Annotated in this window: 15 protein-coding genes; 3 read left to right on the top strand and 12 right to left on the bottom strand. The window is 55.3% G+C overall.

Translation table 11 applies throughout. The features are described 5' to 3' along the window. Positions 1-6 precede the first annotated feature (6 nt). The 6 genes from ACFSX3_RS16625 to ACFSX3_RS16600 form a co-directional block, all read right to left on the bottom strand. Positions 7-513 (bottom strand): metallophosphoesterase family protein, encoded by a 507-nt coding sequence (locus ACFSX3_RS16625; protein ID WP_076242427.1) that lies wholly within the window; start codon positions 511-513, stop codon positions 7-9. A gap of 240 nt (positions 514-753) precedes the next feature. After that, positions 754-1,965 (bottom strand): anti-sigma factor, encoded by a 1,212-nt coding sequence (locus tag ACFSX3_RS16620; RefSeq protein WP_209991595.1) that lies wholly within the window; start codon positions 1,963-1,965, stop codon positions 754-756. Beyond that, the gene (locus ACFSX3_RS16615) at positions 1,958-2,461 is read right to left on the bottom strand and encodes a sigma-70 family RNA polymerase sigma factor (protein ID WP_209991596.1); all 504 of its coding nucleotides are present in this window, start codon (positions 2,459-2,461) and stop codon (positions 1,958-1,960) included. The genes ACFSX3_RS16620 and ACFSX3_RS16615 overlap by 8 nt, the downstream gene beginning before the upstream one ends. Positions 2,462-3,033: 572 nt before the next feature. Next, positions 3,034-4,320 (bottom strand): AAA family ATPase, encoded by a 1,287-nt coding sequence (locus ACFSX3_RS16610; RefSeq protein WP_209991597.1) that lies wholly within the window; start codon positions 4,318-4,320, stop codon positions 3,034-3,036. A gap of 2 nt (positions 4,321-4,322) precedes the next feature. Next, the gene (locus ACFSX3_RS16605) at positions 4,323-5,771 is read right to left on the bottom strand and encodes an RtcB family protein (protein WP_209991598.1); all 1,449 of its coding nucleotides are present in this window, start codon (positions 5,769-5,771) and stop codon (positions 4,323-4,325) included. A gap of 353 nt (positions 5,772-6,124) precedes the next feature. After that, a complete protein-coding gene (locus tag ACFSX3_RS16600; protein WP_209991599.1) occupies positions 6,125-6,385 on the bottom strand; it encodes a YqkE family protein in 261 nt (86 codons plus the stop codon). 90 nt (positions 6,386-6,475) lie between these two features. On the opposite strand from ACFSX3_RS16600, the gene ACFSX3_RS16595 reads away from it, so the two are divergent. After that, positions 6,476-6,826, top strand: a complete 351-nt coding sequence (locus ACFSX3_RS16595) for a winged helix-turn-helix transcriptional regulator (RefSeq protein WP_209991600.1) — start codon at positions 6,476-6,478, stop codon at positions 6,824-6,826. Between the two features lie 22 nt (positions 6,827-6,848). Here ACFSX3_RS16595 and ACFSX3_RS16590 read toward each other — a convergent pair whose 3' ends face one another. Both ACFSX3_RS16590 and ACFSX3_RS16585 read right to left on the bottom strand, forming a co-directional pair. Next, positions 6,849-7,352, bottom strand: coding sequence for a GNAT family N-acetyltransferase (locus tag ACFSX3_RS16590; RefSeq protein ID WP_209991601.1), 504 nt, complete (start codon positions 7,350-7,352; stop codon positions 6,849-6,851). 119 nt (positions 7,353-7,471) lie between these two features. Next, positions 7,472-8,314, bottom strand: coding sequence for an SDR family oxidoreductase (locus ACFSX3_RS16585; protein ID WP_209991602.1), 843 nt, complete (start codon positions 8,312-8,314; stop codon positions 7,472-7,474). 203 nt (positions 8,315-8,517) lie between these two features. Here ACFSX3_RS16585 and ACFSX3_RS16580 point away from each other — a divergent pair, with 203 nt between their 5' ends. Further along, on the top strand, positions 8,518-9,612 hold the full coding sequence (locus ACFSX3_RS16580) for a M24 family metallopeptidase (protein ID WP_209991603.1): 1,095 nt from the start codon (positions 8,518-8,520) through the stop codon (positions 9,610-9,612). Positions 9,613-9,728: 116 nt separating this feature from the next. Here the strand turns inward: ACFSX3_RS16580 and ACFSX3_RS16575 are convergent, their stop codons facing one another. After that, positions 9,729-10,436, bottom strand: coding sequence for a queuosine precursor transporter (locus ACFSX3_RS16575; protein ID WP_209991604.1), 708 nt, complete (start codon positions 10,434-10,436; stop codon positions 9,729-9,731). A gap of 299 nt (positions 10,437-10,735) precedes the next feature. Between ACFSX3_RS16575 and ACFSX3_RS16570 the strand changes: the two genes are divergently transcribed. Then, on the top strand, positions 10,736-12,424 hold the full coding sequence (locus tag ACFSX3_RS16570) for a methyl-accepting chemotaxis protein (protein ID WP_209991605.1): 1,689 nt from the start codon (positions 10,736-10,738) through the stop codon (positions 12,422-12,424). 103 nt (positions 12,425-12,527) lie between these two features. Here ACFSX3_RS16570 and ACFSX3_RS16565 read toward each other — a convergent pair whose 3' ends face one another. From ACFSX3_RS16565 to ACFSX3_RS16555, 3 genes are all read right to left on the bottom strand, one after another. Next, entirely contained in the window at positions 12,528-12,854 is a 327-nt protein-coding gene (locus ACFSX3_RS16565; protein ID WP_209991606.1) for a YnfA family protein, read from the bottom strand. 2 nt (positions 12,855-12,856) lie between these two features. After that, the gene (locus ACFSX3_RS16560) at positions 12,857-14,488 is read right to left on the bottom strand and encodes a cobyric acid synthase (RefSeq protein ID WP_209991607.1); all 1,632 of its coding nucleotides are present in this window, start codon (positions 14,486-14,488) and stop codon (positions 12,857-12,859) included. 369 nt (positions 14,489-14,857) lie between these two features. Beyond that, positions 14,858-15,007 (bottom strand): adenosylcobinamide-GDP ribazoletransferase, encoded by a 150-nt coding sequence (locus ACFSX3_RS16555; protein ID WP_379313061.1) that lies wholly within the window; start codon positions 15,005-15,007, stop codon positions 14,858-14,860. Positions 15,008-15,027 lie beyond the last annotated feature (20 nt).

Genomic DNA, 15,027 nt, shown 5'->3' with positions numbered 1-15,027 from the left:
ACGTTCCTAGTCTCTCGAATCGTAAAAGACATGACGGGCTGTGATCTTCCCGTCTTCAATGTCCATCAGGCCGAAGGAATACTGCTTCTCCCGGCGTTTGTCCGTAGGAGAGCCGGGGTTGAACAGCAGAATACCGTTCTCCCGGCGCATCAGGGGCTGATGGGAATGGCCGAAGAGAATACAGTCCACCTCCTGGCCTTCAAAGGCCAGCAGCGCATTTCCATCCGTCCCCTTACGGGAATATGGCGCATGTCCGTGAATCATCCCGATACGCATACCCTCCAGCGTAACGATCTTGCTCTCTCCGAAGCGCTGAATGATCTCATAGCCGTCGTTATTGCCGGCAATCCCCTCTACCGGAGCAAGCCCGGCCAGCAGATCGTAGATCTCCAGCGATACCCAATCGCCCAGATGCAGAATCATATCCACCTTGCTGAATTCTTCCATAAGCACGGAGGGCAGCCCCTTGGCCCTGCTTGAGAGATGTGTGTCCGATACCACGCCTACCTTCATCTGCATCCACTCCCCATTCCTATTGTCATCCTACCCGGCATTTCAAAAAACACAATGGCCGAGAAACGCTGTAAACTGCGACTCTCAGCCATTTCATGTTCAGATCCCAAGTTTACGTCCTATAATTGTACGATGTGCAGGGGGGAGAAGCAAGCGGAGTCCAGGCTCTCCCTTTACGCAGTCTCCGGACGGCTCCTCCCTACACCTACTCCCTACTCCATATTCCCAGCTCCCTCTTCCTCATTCCTGCCAGTTCCACAGCCGCACTTCCCCTACCTGCAAATGGCTGACCCAGGAGGCTTCGCGCAGCTTCAGCAGCTCCTTGACCGGTCCGGTGACTACGGCCCCATAGAGCTTCACTCCGTTCTGCTCCAGATAGGCCACGGAGGTATCTAACTGATTGATATGCACCGCTCTGCCAGCGAGTGTCTGATGCTGCTGCAGCAGCTTAAGCGTCTTGATAAAGTTGGCATCCCGCAACGCGCCGCTCCCGTATTCTTCAACGGAAGGCGATACGCTGCTATAGGAGGATACCGAGCTGAACCAGCCTGTCTTGGTAGTGGTGACTTCGGATTTCTTCATATCGTCCTTGTGCCACATAGGCTGATAAGGGAAGCCAAGCGGATATACGACCACATCATTCTCCCTCGTTGAAGGTCCGGCATCTGCTCCAAACCAGACCGGCTGAAGATTCAGCGGCTCCAGCTGCTTCAGGAGTTCATCTGTGGTATATAAATGGCCGAGTGACAGATACGCCTCAGCAACCGTACCTTCAGGAAGCTTCGCAAGCCTCTTCCACTGATCGCTGTTATCCCCTCTCCCGGCCGTGCCCTTCGCAGACGGATAATAGAACACTTTTCCAGACCCGTTCCGCTCATCCATCCAATTATATATACCATTATTGGCCAGTCCCAGAAGGAAATTCTGTGAATAATTACCGACCTGAATACTCTCGCTGCCCACCTGCTTCAGCAGATTCCCGGTTAACTCCAGGCGAAAAAAATAATGCGCGTTCGATGAAAGCCTCACCGTCGTATTGGGACGGGTAACGGCAATCGCCGATGTCACCACATCCTTGTAAGTCTCCCCACGGTCTCCGGTGTTGTAGAAGACTACTGTGATAATGCTGCTAATGACCGTAAAGATCAGGAACGCCGAAAATACAGTAAGTGTATTGTTAATCCGCGCCTTCCATTTGCCCCGGCGAATAATGGACTTCTCTCTTCGCTTCTTCTTCGCCTTCTTGAACCCTGGAGTTGCGCTTCCTTGCGGGTCCGCCTTGGTCCAATTCCCGGTGGCCTGCCCTTCCTGCTCCTCCCGTTCCATCTGCTCCTCCAGATACAGCTGATATGCCTCAAGCTTCACAAGCTCGCTCTCCAGCTCCTCACGCTCCTCCTCTGGGAGGGTACCTTCACTGTATTTGCGCAGCTTCTCTTTGAATTCCTCACTCATGCTCATTCCTCCTCCGATCCGCCTCACGCAGCTTCTGCCTGGCGCGGAATACGAGTATCTTGTATTGGGACAAGCCCACCTCCATAATGTCAGCGGCTTCCTTATAGCTCAGCCCGTGCACATCGTGCAGCAGCAGTGCATGGCGCTGCCCCTCCGGCAACAGGCTAAGTGCCCGCGCCGCTTCCTCCCAGCGTTCCTGCTTCAGCAGAGTGCCCTCCGTTGTCTCCGGGTGGGGCAGGCTGCTGAAATAAGCGCCTTCCTTCGCCACACTCCGCTTCTCCTTGCGTGTATAATCCACGAATGCATTATACGCGACCCTGAACAGCCACGGCTTAACCCGTTCCTCCCGGCAATCCTCCAGATACAGATACGCCCGGTAAAAGGTATCCTGCATCAAATCTTCAGCCGCATGGTGGTCCTGGCAGAGGGAGCGCAGATAGCGGTAGATGTCGTCAACATAAAGTTCATATAGTTCATCCAGCGAATTCGGCTCCATCTCCTCCCCCCTTACTCCATCCACGTATGAGCATGCGAAAAGTTACACCTCTGTACGAAATTTCCTGAAAACATCCATTTTGTTCCAAGCAAAGTCCTTCTTCCCCGGAGGGGCGGTGGTGCGGGATCCGCTAGGGTGCAATGGGCCGAGATGCGATGGTGCAGGGGCGATGTGCGGGGTGCGATGTGCGGGGGAGAGAACCCCGCCACTCCCGTTGCGGACTGGAGATCCCTTATTTGGCCGGAAACAGCATTTCGCATGCCTGGCGGACTCAGATGCCGTTAAGTCCCCTCTCAGGCCTCCGTTTACGCTCCACAATACAATATAGGGGCTCCTGAGTCCGATACGAGCAGAAAAGGCGTCTTTTTCGCCAAATAACGTCCTCTGTGTCCGCATAACTCCCCAAATGACCCCGAAACCTCTAATTTGTAAACACCGAAGGCTAGCAGCCAGCAACGGCGGAGGAGCTCAAATTCAGCACAAAGGGAGCCTTCCGGCCCCCTGTATGCTAACTCTGGCGATTCATTCCCCAGCCTCATTCGCGCTGGCAGCCTGCTCTCCACGTATTTTATTCAATAAAAGCCGATACTGGACGAAGCATCCTTCATCCATTCCCGTTTGCGGCCTTTGTCCAGCTCGCCGCGCATCCCCCGCACCAGCAACTCCACCTCAGCCGTGCCGTTCTCATGCCATTCCAGCGCGGCACTGACATACAGCTCCCCCAGCTGGGTCAGGGAGAAATCTCCGGTCAGGCGCGCAGCCGTGGCCGTGCCTTCTTCTCCAACGAAGGCGGAGAAGCCTCTAAGCTGCAGGTATTCAAGGCGCAGCGCCTCGCTCGGCATCTTAATCTCATAAGCCCGGTCGAAGCGCCCGGCGCGGTTCATGAGGCCGGGGTCGATTTTATCCGGGTAATTGGTGGTGCCGATCAGGAAGATCCCCTCCTTGGAGGTGGCCCCGTCCAGCGTGTTCAGGAAAAAGGAGCGGACCTCCTGCGGCATGGAATCAATATCCTCAATCACCAGCACCATCGGTGCCAGACGGGCCGCAGCCTCGAACACCTCATTCACCGATTCACTGCTCGTATACTCCGTAATCTGCCAGTAGAGCACAGGTCCCGGAACGCTTCCGGCAATGGATTTGACCAGCGTAGTCTTGCCGTTGCCCGGATGCCCGTAGAGCAGGATCCCCCGTTTATACGGGATGTCATAGGTAACATAGAAGCTGCGGTCGCTGTCGAAGAACTGGTCGAGCGAGCGGTATATCTCTTTTTTGATCCCGGCATCCAAAATTACCTCTTCACGCCTAACCGCACGCGTAATCGGCTCATCCTCCCGGGAAATCCCGTTGCGCCGGTCGGTGAACACCGTCACCTTGTTGATATTCTGCTCCCGCTGCCGGTTGCGCACATTGCCAAGGAAGAACTGCAGCTGCGCATCGGATGCGGCGAATACATAATCCTGAAAGTTAATGCCATTCTCCTGGAACACCGGCACCCGAGCCAGAGCTACGCCCATGGCCGGATAAGCCAGCACATTATTGCGGACCGACAGATGGATATGGTACTCCGGCTGCTCCTTCTCATCATCGAACACGAACGTCCGGTCCTCCAGGCGGTCAAAAATCCGCGCGACATGCTCCACTCCGGCATTCCCGCTCTGCACATCGTTCTCCAGCAGCTTCCAGTACTCACTGTTGGGGTCATCGCTGGCATACAGCTCATAGCGGACGCCGTAACGGGTGTAAAGGGCTTCAAGTATACCGTCCACCAGGCGCGCGTACACCTCATAACCTTTGATGATTCCGGCACTGTCCTCATGATATTCATAGATCACAGCTGGCTTCTTATTCTCCTGCTCCATCTTTATTTCGTCCCCTTTATCGCTGCGAGCGGCTTGCATTTGGCCACAACGGCAGCCAGGCCGGCGCCCGTAACGCTTTCTATGATCTCATCTACATTCTTATAGGCCTGGGGAGATTCGTCAATGATAGATTCCAGGGAATGCTGATTCACTACAATCTCATCTGCCGTCCCCACCTTCATCGACCGGGAAAATTCATGGACAGACACTAGACGCTTCGTTGCCGAGCGGGAACGGATACGTCCGGCTCCATGGCAGATTGAATAATAATTCTCTTCTCCTCCGGGCTGGCCGACCATGATGTAGGAAGCGGTGCCCATCGAGCCTGGAATCAGCGCCGGATGCCCGGTCGCCGCATAAGCCCGCGGATTATCCGCATGGTCTGCGGGCAGGGCGCGGGTCGCCCCTTTGCGGTGCACGAACTTGGTGCCCGAGGAAGTCTCCTCTTCCCAGGCATAATTGTGCATCAGATCGTAGAGGGTACGCAGCTCGCACTTCGTGCCGAAGACGTCACGGAAGCCTTCACGTACACCATAAGCGATCAGATGGCGGTTCACCACCGCATAGTTCAGCGCCGAGTACATCAGATTAACATAGCGCCGGGCCTGCGGATGTGCCAGAGGCGCATAGATCAGGCGCGGGTCGGCGCTGCCCAGTCCAAGCTGGCCCATGACCTTGGCGAAGGCCGGGGTACAGAACTGATTGACCATGCCTCCCCAGGCCCGGGAGCCGGAGTGGATCATCACGGCAATCTGCCCGTCCTTCAGTCCCCACGCTTCAGCGACCTCACGCTGCTCCTCCGCGATCTCAATCGCCTGAATCTCGACGAAATGGTTGCCGCCGCCAAGCGTGCCGAGCTGGCGGTGGCCGCGGTGCCAGGCCATATCCGGCAGCTCATTCAGGATCTCGTCATCGAAGGCCAGCTTGCTGATCTCCACATGGGACAGCGCGCTTGATTTCTTCGGGGTGTAGCTGTCCGGCACATATTTGTTCGGCAGGCCATGCAGTCCCTTGCGGACAATATTCTCCAGCCGGATATCGCTGTAATGGCCGCGCTGCTGGGCCTCCATCGGCAGATACTTCTCAATCGCACGGACCAGCTTCCGGCGCAGCTTCACTTCACGCAGATCATCCATATGGAGATTGGTCAGATGCACACGCATCCCGCAGCCGATATCGCTGCCCACGATGGACGGCGACACATAGCCGGACGCGGCGTCCCAGACGGCAGTAGTTCCGATGCAGGTTCCGACGCCTACATGCACATCGGGCGTATAGCTCATATATTCAATACCCGGAATCTGCAGATTATTGTTAGCCATCTCCAGGACCTTGTAATCCAGCGTGCCGAACAATTGCTCACTGGCGTAGATTTTGAGATCGCCGCCCGGAAGGGCCACCTCATGTTTATAGCGGGACATCTCTTCCGCTTGGTGCTTCATGCTATTCATATCTATTTTCATTTCCTCTCAGGTTGGGTTTCAGGTACACAAAAAAGAGCCGCAGATCAGATTCTGATCATACGGCTCCCGGCGTGCAGGGTGCAGCTTCCCGTTGAAGCTTGCATCCGTTCAAAGCACACCTGTATTCAGTTCAGACATCAGCAGTAATACCCTGCGTTTTATGTCTTCCGGACGAAGGCGATGAGATCAGATCGTACATATGCGGTTGTCAGGTGATCCTGCTGTCTGTTCCGTTTATTTGTTCCAATCATGACCCATCAGCCTCCCTTCTCTAAATGATAAACCCAATAATATATGGCCTTGCAGCAGATTGTCAACCCTTTTTCTGGTAAAGTTTAATTTTATTTAAACTTGGACCAGTCCTGATTGCTGTTCTCCAGCAGATGACCGAAATCATTCTCCAGCCGCTTCTGCTCCGCCTTGCGCTTGTCCTCCGCCGCCTTCAGGACTGCGTCCTTCTTACCTTGCTCTTCGGCCTTCAGCGCATCGGACTGCGCCTTCAGCTTATCCAGCACCTCGCGGCTGAGCAAGTCTTTAAGGGTTGCGGGAGCATCCGTTGCCGCAGGACGCGGAACCGGGGTGTTTTTCTTCTTTTTAGCCAAGAGAAATCATCCTTTCAAGCCGTGCTTTCATTCAAATTTGTTTTAGGCACAGGGCTTTTCGTTTATAATGTACAGTAAGAGGTGAGCCTAATGAAATCCACAGAGTTATGTCCAAGATTACAAAAAAGCATGGATATTATCGGCAGACGCTGGACGGGCTTAATCATCTATCAGCTGCTCTTGGGACCCCAGCGCTTCGGGGAAATTGAGTCCTCGCTGCCTGTCAGCGGCCGGCTGCTGTCTGAACGGCTAAAGGAGCTGGAGCAGGAAGGCATCGTGCTGCGCGAGGTATTCCCTGAGACCCCCGTCCGCATCCAGTATTCGCTTACAGGCAAAGGCCGGGCGCTGGAATCCGTCATCCGCGATCTCCAGGTCTGGTCGGAATCATGGATTACGGAAGAGGAATGCCGTTCCGCCTTCAGCGCTCCTCCGCAACCTTAATAAGGCCTGTCTATTTATACATTTACAGCTTGCGGCCAATGATGACCAGATCGCGCGGGATGCCGTCAAGCACCGCGACTCCCGGCAGAAGCCCCCACTCCTTGAATTCGAACTTCCGCAGCAGGGCGAGGCTGGGCTCATTATGGCCGAATACAAACCCGACCAGATTCTGCAGCCCAAGGCGCGGACATTCCTCCACCGCCTTGGCGAGCAGAATACTTCCGGCACCGCTGCCGCGGAATTTCTCATTTACATAGACACTAATCTCTGCTGTTCCATTGTAAGCCGGACGTCCGTAGAACGACTGGAAGCTGAACCAGGCCGCGATCTCGCCGCCCTGTCTCAGCACCCACAGCGGCCTGTGATGGCTGCTATGCTCATGGAACCATCCCACCCGTTCCTCCACGCTTACCGGTTCAAGATCCGCAGTGACCACTCTTCCGGCAACCGTCGAATTATAGATCTCCACAATTGCTTCCAAATCCTCTATTACTGCATCTTCTATGCTGTAAGCCTGCCAATCCATGTTGTATGTCCCCCTAATTGTGGTATGAGCATCTGTACAATAATTATACTCCAAGCCGGTCTTATTACGCAGCAGCTCTACAGTTGCAGCAATGCTGAAGCAACACTACTGAAACCACATTACTCTAGCCCCGTCTGCTCCAGACTCCATTTCCATAATCGTGCGGCCGCTTCTGTATCCTCCGCCCGTGGCGTCAGTTCCTTGATCTTGCGGCGGTAATAATATTGCCCGCTTACCCCGTCCAGCTCCGGCGCAGTCGCCAGCAGGATGGCCGTATCTGCCCCCTGCTCAGGCGTCAGGAAGAAGCGGGACAGCAGCTTCAGCACTCCGCGCCCGAAGCCGGTCTCCCGGTTCACCCCGATACTCGTTCCCACCGCGCCCGGATGCAGACAATTCACAGTAACCCGGGTATCCTTCAGGCGAGCAGCCAGCTCATGGGTGAACAGAATATTCGCCAGCTTGGAGCGGGCGTACGCCTTAGCCGGATTGAAGCCACGGGATAACGTATGATCCTCCAGATACAGCTTGCCGAGCTTATAGGCTCCCGAAGCCACAACCACAATCCGGCCTTGTTCAGCAGATTTGAGGTTATCCAGCAGCAGGAGGGTCAGCAGGAAGTGCCCCAGATGATTCACGCCCAGATCCAGCTCGTAGCCATCTGCTGTCAGCTCACGCTTCAGCGCGACCACCCCTGCGTTATTGATCAGAACATCCAGTACAGGATATTCGGCAGTGAACTCCCCGGCAAAAGCGCGAATGCTATCGAAGGAAGCAAGATCGCACAGCATCAGCCGGATCTTGCTGGAGCCGCTCTGCCGCACCGCTTCAGCAAGCGCCTCTTCTCCCCGCTTAAGGCTGCGGCAGGCCATAATGACAGTTGCTCCCCTGCGGGCCATTTCTACGGTTGTAGCCAGCCCCATCCCGGAGTTCGCACCGGTGATCAGCACGGTTTTGCCTTGCATGGACATCCTCCCCTTCCTCGCCGGCCAGCACAGCTCAAGCACCGGCCTAACCTTACTCCATATCCGAGTATATGCGATAAGCTCATGTTACATCATTTCGGAGGGTTAATATAGTCTTCGTCCGGGATGTGCAGGCTTCAGGATTATGAATTATAATGGGAACATTGCTGTTCAAGCGTGTAGACGAAAGGGGAACTATTGAAATGAATGCAGCTCTGCAACAACTGGAGCAGGACATAGCAGCCGCAAGCCTGGATGCCCTGCTCGTAACCGATCCCAAGCATGTGTACTATTTGACGGGCTTTGCCAGCAACCCGCATGAACGTTTTCTCGGCCTGCTGCTGATCCGGGGCGAAGAACCGGTGCTGATCGTTCCGGCGCTGGACGCCGAAGCCGCACATGCCGCTTCCTCAGTGAAGACGATTCTGACACACAGCGACACGGACAACCCGTACGCACTGCTGAAGTCACGCTTCGGCAGTGTTAGTCCAGGCAGCATCGGCATCGAGAAGGAACACTTTTCCGTCAGCCGGTATGAACTCCTCGCAGAAGCGGTCGCCGCCGGTTCCTACCAGGATATCGGCCATCTGCTCCGGGCGATGCGCGCGGTCAAGACCCCGGAGGAAGTGCGCATCATGAAGCATGCCGCCGAGCTGGTGGAGGAGGTTCTCCGCCAGGGCCTGGCGCATGTCAAAGCCGGAGTCAGTGAGATTGAACTGGTAGCGGAGCTGGAGTATCTGATGAAAAAAGTCGGTGCCTCCGGCCCCTCCTTCGACACGATGGTGCTGTCCGGCCCGAACACGGCCCTGCCGCACGGCGTACCGGGCGAACGCCTTATTCAGCCGGGCGATCTGCTGATGTTCGACCTCGGTGTGTATGCCGGTGGCTACGCTTCCGATATCACCCGCACCTTCGCTGTAGGTGAAATGGACAGCAGACTGCGTGATATATATAGTGCAGTGCTTGCCGCGAATGAAGCGGGCATTGCCGCCTCCGTGGCCGGAGCGTCCTTCGGTTCTGTTGACAAGGCGGCACGTGATGTGATTGAAGCCGCAGGTTACGGGGAGTACTTCATGCACCGTGTCGGACACGGGCTGGGCATGGACACCCATGAATATCCTTCGTTGCACGGGCTCAATACGGATATTATCCAGAACGGCAACGTCTTCACTGTTGAGCCGGGGATTTATGTGCCGGGTCTCGGCGGTGTGCGCATTGAGGATGATGTGCTGGTCACTGCCGAAGGTCCGCAGACGCTGACCCGCTTCCCCAAAGAATGGACAGTGCTTAACCTGTAATTTTGCCTGAGCGTTCAGGAAGCTTCAAGTTAGTGCGCGAGTCTGCTATATATCAAGGCACACAAAAGCCCCAGTCTCCCGGATCTTCGGGGGCTGGGGCTTTATAATGGGGAGGCTTACTCCCGGATAACAGGCTTATGCTCTTCTTCGGCAAATTTGAAGGAACGGCTCAGATACAGCACCGGCGTGCCGGCGGCCGTGAGGATGAACTTGGACAGGTAAGTGGTCAGCAGAATCTCGGTCCACACCTTCATGTCATAGGTTCCGGCAAAAGCAATCGTGCAGAAGATCAGCGTATCGACAAAGGAGCTGATCATCGTGCTGCCGTTCGAGCGAATCCATAGCTGCTTAGAGCTGCCGTAGTACTTTCGTATCCAGGCGTAGAGCCGTACATCCAGGAACTGGCTGATAAAATAAGCGGTCAGACTGCCCAGCGCCAGTCTCGGCATCAGGCCGAATATCGTCTGCAGCGCGGATTGGGCAATGTCCGTCTCCTGCGGCTTGAACACCAGCACCATCTGCATAATGACGGTAGTCATCAGCAGCGTGAAGAAGCCGAACCACACGGCACTCCGGGCTTCAGCCCGGCCGTACCGCTCATTAAGCAGGTCACTGGTCATATAGAGCGTGACATACATCGTATTGCCCAGCGTCATTACTATATCGAACGGCATCGCAATCGTCTTGGCTACCTGGATATTAGCGACTACAGTAGCCATGCCGACCCAGGCGTAGAGCCCTTTTTTACCGAATAAGCGGTAGCACAGCAGAAAAAACACAAAATTAACGACAACAAAACAAACGCCCCACAACAAGTTAAACATAATGCCTGGTATTCCTCCTAGTTTTGGTTACGCGGGATGGTTACGAACCGCGGATCACAGTAGTCAAAAACAAAACATACTTACTCTATCACATACTAAGCTAACATGCTATGGAATTTTAAATTTTCAGAAAAACGGCATTTTGTTGCTTCTTTTTGGCGAATTGGTGATAGAGTCATTAAATATTCAGCTTTTTCTGAAAATAATGCAGCATATAGCAAATTTTCACTATTCAACCGGAGGTTAATTCTATAGAATATGGAGATTAAGATGCAATTCACGGAAAAGGAGCGAATGCCATGTTTGGCTTTAAAAAATCAATTAGTCGCAAGTTTACGCTGTTGCTGTTTGTCGTCTTGTTACTCACTTCTCTTACGTTGAGTATCAGCTTCTACATTATATCTATCGGTACCATTAAGAGCTATGTCATTCCGCAGATCGACAAGTCTCTGACTGCTGCCGCCCAGGATGCCTATAAGAACCTGAATGCAACCAGTGCGCAGCAGACCCTGAACAAGAATGAGCAGGCCAGGACCAATGTCGAATTCTATCTGGAGGATAAGCGTAAAAAACTGGATGTGGATACTATCTTCCTCATCAATCTGAAGGATGGCCAGGCCACTGTCCTGACCGCAGATCATGGCGCCAAGCTCAAACCGGATGAAGCGATAGAAGTATCGCCTGCCATGGAGCAAGCCTCCAAAGGTAAGACCGGACTTAGTGAAATTTATAGTGATAGCCACGGTATACATAAAAGTGCTTATGTAGGTGTTCCCGGAACGACCATGATTGTGGCCGCAAGCGCCGATATGGACTTCGTCCAAGACAAGATGAGCAGCATCCTGTGGACAAGCGCAGGAATTACTCTGCTGGCGCTGGTGATAGGGGTCACTGCCGCAGGCTTCATGAGCCGCAGAATTACCCGCCCGATCACTAAGCTTGCAGCCTACAGCAACAAGCTGGCGGGCGGCGACTTCACCGAAGCGCTTACCCTGGGGGGTACCGATGAAGTCGGACAGCTCTCCGAGAGCTTCCGCATCATGAGTGAGCGGCTGAAGGAGATGATCGGACATGTGCTGGATACCTCCGGGACAGTAGTGGCCGATTCCAATGATCTGAAGACGCGTGTCCAGATCCTGAATGAGATGGCTGAACATTCGGCGGCCTCAGTGGAGGAGATCGGCAAGGGCAGCACCATGATTGCCAGCAGCGCCTTGGATAACTCCCGCGCTATGGATGAGATCAATATGGGCATCCAGCATATTGCCTCCGCCGCCGGTGAGGTCACCGAGCAGATCAGCGAGGCTTCCACCGAAGCCCAGAGCGGCAATGACATTGCCCAGAGTGCAGTGGAGCAGATGCGCCAGGTAGAGCAGGCCTCCGAACAGTCGCTGGAGCAGTTCCGCTTGATGAACGAACGCTCGCTAATGATCGGTGAGGTCGTGCAGGGGATTACCGAGATTACCAAGCAGATTCAGATGCTGTCGCTTAATGCTTCCATTGAGGCCGCCCGTGCCGGGGAGCATGGCCGCGGATTTGCAGTCGTTGCCGGGGAAGTGCGTAAGCTGTCCGAGCAGTCCAAGGAATCCAATGAGCAGATCCGTGAATTCCTGCTGAGTCTGCAGGCGGATATGAACCAGTCCGTGTCCGAAATGAACCATGTCAACGCTGAAGTGGCTTCCGGGGTGAATAAGGTGGTCGAAGCCGGTAATGCCTTCAACCATCTGCTGATCCTCATTCAGAGCATCAATCAGAGCATCCAGTCCGTCTCTGCCGCCACTCAGCAGATCTCGGCAGGCACCGAGGAAGTCAGTGCCTCTGTAGAAGAAACGGCTCAGATTACTGCCAAGTCGCAGCAGAACGCAGACACACTTGCCGACAACTCGGCACGCCAGCACGAGGAGCTGGAAGGCCATGCCCTGACCGTCGAGCACCTCTACCAGCAGGCCGTGAAGCTGCAAAAGGCTGCTCAGCAGTTTAAGATTTGAGGGTGCTGAGAACTACTCAACTCAACTAACAAATAGAAAAAGCAGTTCCCGAGGCTACACGGCCTTTGGAACTGCTTTTTTTTGGAAAAGTGAAGAATGTTGCTCAGTGTCTTGGCGCCCATAAAATGACGGATATCCCGATGACGCAGATGCCGGCTCCGATCCAGTCGTAGAGATCCGGCGTCTTGCGGTCCACCAGCCAGCCCCACAGTACAGCCAGGACGATGAATACTCCGCCATAAGCAGCGTATACCCGGCCGAATGAAGGAAACTTCTGCAAGGTCGGGATTATACCATAGGCAATCAGGATAACAGAGCCTGCTAATCCATACCATAACGGGCGCGATTCCCGCAGCCAGAGCCAGACGAGGTATCCGCCGCCGATCTCAGCGAGACCAGCTACGACAAACAGCAGCAGGGTAAGCAGCATCGCTATTCTACCCCTCCCGGCAGGCCCATGATTGCATATACCGCCTCCATATTCAAATGGGACTCTACAGCATCTGCCAGCCGGTCGAATTCCTGCTCACGGAGTGCAGCAGCCGAGAAAGTGGCGGTTAGCGGTGCCAGTCCCTTGGAAATGCGCAGTCCGTTCAGCCAGCTCCGGCGCAGCCCGTCGTTATGGAACAGTCCGTGCAGATAGCTGCCCCAGACTCTGCCGTCCCGTGTCCCCCAGCCCTCCGGCACAGCCTGTCCTTCCGGTCCGGCCAGTGTAAACAGGATGATTACAGAAGACGGATCGTGGTTCGTGGTTGTTCCCATATGTATCTCATACCCGGCAACAGGCAATGCTTCAGGTGTTACGCCGGTGGCTGCGGCGCTTAAGCGCAGGGGGTGATCCGCAGCCAGTCCGCCGCTCACCCGCACCGTAGTCTTGTGCTGGAGAAAAGCCGTTGAGAGCGGCAGATATCCCAGCCCCTCGCTCTCCCCCGGCTCCGCACTCTCTACGGCATAGGGATCAAGCAGCTTCAAGCCCAGCATCTGATACCCGCCGCAAATTCCGGCAAGCTGTTGCGTTCCCCGCTCCAACGCACGCTCGATTGCAGCCGGGAACCCCTGCTCGCGCAGATATTGCAGGTCCGCAGCGGTATTTTTCGTGCCAGGAAGGATAATGACATCCGGTGTTCCAAGCTCATCGGCCGACTGCACATAACGCACGGCAGCATCCGGCTCCTCCTCCAGCGGATCGAAATCGGTGAAGTTGGAGATCCGCGGATAACGGATGACCGCGATATCAAGCTCCTTCGCGGACTCCTCCCGCTGGCGGCCGGACGTTCCTTCCAGTACTACGGAATCCTCCGCCTCAATCCGCAGCTGCGGCAGGAACGGCAGCACCCCCAGCACCGGTATGCCTGTACGCTCTTCCAGCCAGTCCAGACCGGGCTGCAACAGGGAGACATCCCCACGGAATTTATTGATGATGAAGCCCTTGACCCGAGCGCGTTCATGCGGCTCCAGCAGCTCCAGGGTGCCGACGATGAAGGCGAAGACCCCGCCCCGGTCAATGTCGGCGACCAGCAGCACGGGTGCATCCGCCCATCCGGCCAGATTCATATTGACGATATCCCGGCTTTTGAGATTGATCTCAGCCGGACTGCCTGCGCCTTCCATCAGCACAATATCATAAGCCTCCCGCAGCCGTCCGAGCGCATCCATTACGGTACCTTTGGCTTCAGGAAGGAACTTCTCGCGGTATTCCCTCGCGCTGAGCGCGGCATGCGGCACCCCGTGCACAACAATCTGCGCACTCATCTCCCCGGAGGGCTTCAGCAGAATCGGATTCATATCGCTGGTAGCCGTAATGCCGAACGCTTCCGCCTGCATCCCCTGGGCACGGCCGATTTCCCTGCCGTCCGCTGTGACATAGGAATTCAGCGCCATATTCTGCGACTTGAACGGGGCGGTCCGGTAACCGTCCCGGGTCATAATCCGCCCGATGGCGGCGGTGACAAGGCTTTTGCCGACATCGGAGGCGGTCCCCTGGATCATCAGCACAGCGCCGGGCCGCCGCCGACCGGCTTCCGCTGCCCTGGCTGGGCTAGTGTATGCGGCTGTATCTTCCATGTTCATCTTCCTCCTCTATTCAGTCTACATTTTTGTGGGGAAAGACTCCAACTAACTCCGACTAATTCTGATGGTTTTCTCTCTCATCGGCCGCTTGTATGGAGAGCATTGTTGCACATTTTGCAGGATTTATCTATAAATGTTACTGGCTGTGGAGATTGGTCCCATCCCTCAGCGCAGCAGCACCCATTGTATTCAGTTTTCCGCATATATTCGGTCCATGTGCCTTCGTGACAGCCATTGTGTTCGGTTTTCCGCATACATTTGTCCCAGTAATTTCACTTTTAGTCCTTCAGGCTAGCGGCTCATAAATGCTGCTTAGGCATGGCGCATAATTCAGACGGGCGCGGGCAGTTGCCGCGCGGCCGGCTAAGGCAGGTTGTGCTGAACCAGTACCAGCACAAGCAGGACCACCGTCTCCAGCAGCTCGCCCAGCGCGCCGTAGACGTCGCCGGTGAGCCCGCCGAGCCGGCTGTTGATCCGCCGCGCAGCGAGCCTGCCGCAGGCCGCCGCAGCCAGCGGCGCCAGGACGGCCGCAG

The sequence above is a fragment of the Paenibacillus rhizoplanae genome, from assembly GCF_042684125.1.
GTDB classification, from domain to species: Bacteria; Bacillota; Bacilli; order Paenibacillales; family Paenibacillaceae; genus Paenibacillus_AQ; species Paenibacillus_AQ rhizoplanae.
The sequence above is the reverse complement of the archived record's forward strand: the minus strand, read 5'-3'. Positions and strand labels throughout refer to the sequence as shown.

Bases quoted from the DNA above. Each gene is read 5' to 3' on its own strand.
- ACFSX3_RS16575 (WP_209991604.1), bottom strand. From the start codon at position 10,436: ATGTTTAACTTGTTGTGGGGCGTTTGTTTTGTTGTCGTTAATTTTGTG.
- ACFSX3_RS16560 (WP_209991607.1), bottom strand. From the start codon at position 14,488: ATGGAAGATACAGCCGCATACACTAGCCCAGCCAGGGCAGCGGAAGCC.
- ACFSX3_RS16615 (WP_209991596.1), bottom strand. From the start codon at position 2,461: ATGGAGCCGAATTCGCTGGATGAACTATATGAACTTTATGTTGACGAC.
- ACFSX3_RS16590 (WP_209991601.1), bottom strand. From the start codon at position 7,352: ATGGATTGGCAGGCTTACAGCATAGAAGATGCAGTAATAGAGGATTTG.
- ACFSX3_RS16625 (WP_076242427.1), bottom strand. From the start codon at position 513: ATGAAGGTAGGCGTGGTATCGGACACACATCTCTCAAGCAGGGCCAAG.
- ACFSX3_RS16595 (WP_209991600.1), top strand. From the start codon at position 6,476: ATGAAATCCACAGAGTTATGTCCAAGATTACAAAAAAGCATGGATATT.
- ACFSX3_RS16585 (WP_209991602.1), bottom strand. From the start codon at position 8,314: ATGCAAGGCAAAACCGTGCTGATCACCGGTGCGAACTCCGGGATGGGG.
- ACFSX3_RS16610 (WP_209991597.1), bottom strand. From the start codon at position 4,320: ATGGAGCAGGAGAATAAGAAGCCAGCTGTGATCTATGAATATCATGAG.
- ACFSX3_RS16580 (WP_209991603.1), top strand. From the start codon at position 8,518: ATGAATGCAGCTCTGCAACAACTGGAGCAGGACATAGCAGCCGCAAGC.
- ACFSX3_RS16565 (WP_209991606.1), bottom strand. From the start codon at position 12,854: ATGCTGCTTACCCTGCTGCTGTTTGTCGTAGCTGGTCTCGCTGAGATC.
- ACFSX3_RS16620 (WP_209991595.1), bottom strand. From the start codon at position 1,965: ATGAGTGAGGAATTCAAAGAGAAGCTGCGCAAATACAGTGAAGGTACC.
- ACFSX3_RS16605 (WP_209991598.1), bottom strand. From the start codon at position 5,771: ATGAATAGCATGAAGCACCAAGCGGAAGAGATGTCCCGCTATAAACAT.
- ACFSX3_RS16570 (WP_209991605.1), top strand. From the start codon at position 10,736: ATGTTTGGCTTTAAAAAATCAATTAGTCGCAAGTTTACGCTGTTGCTG.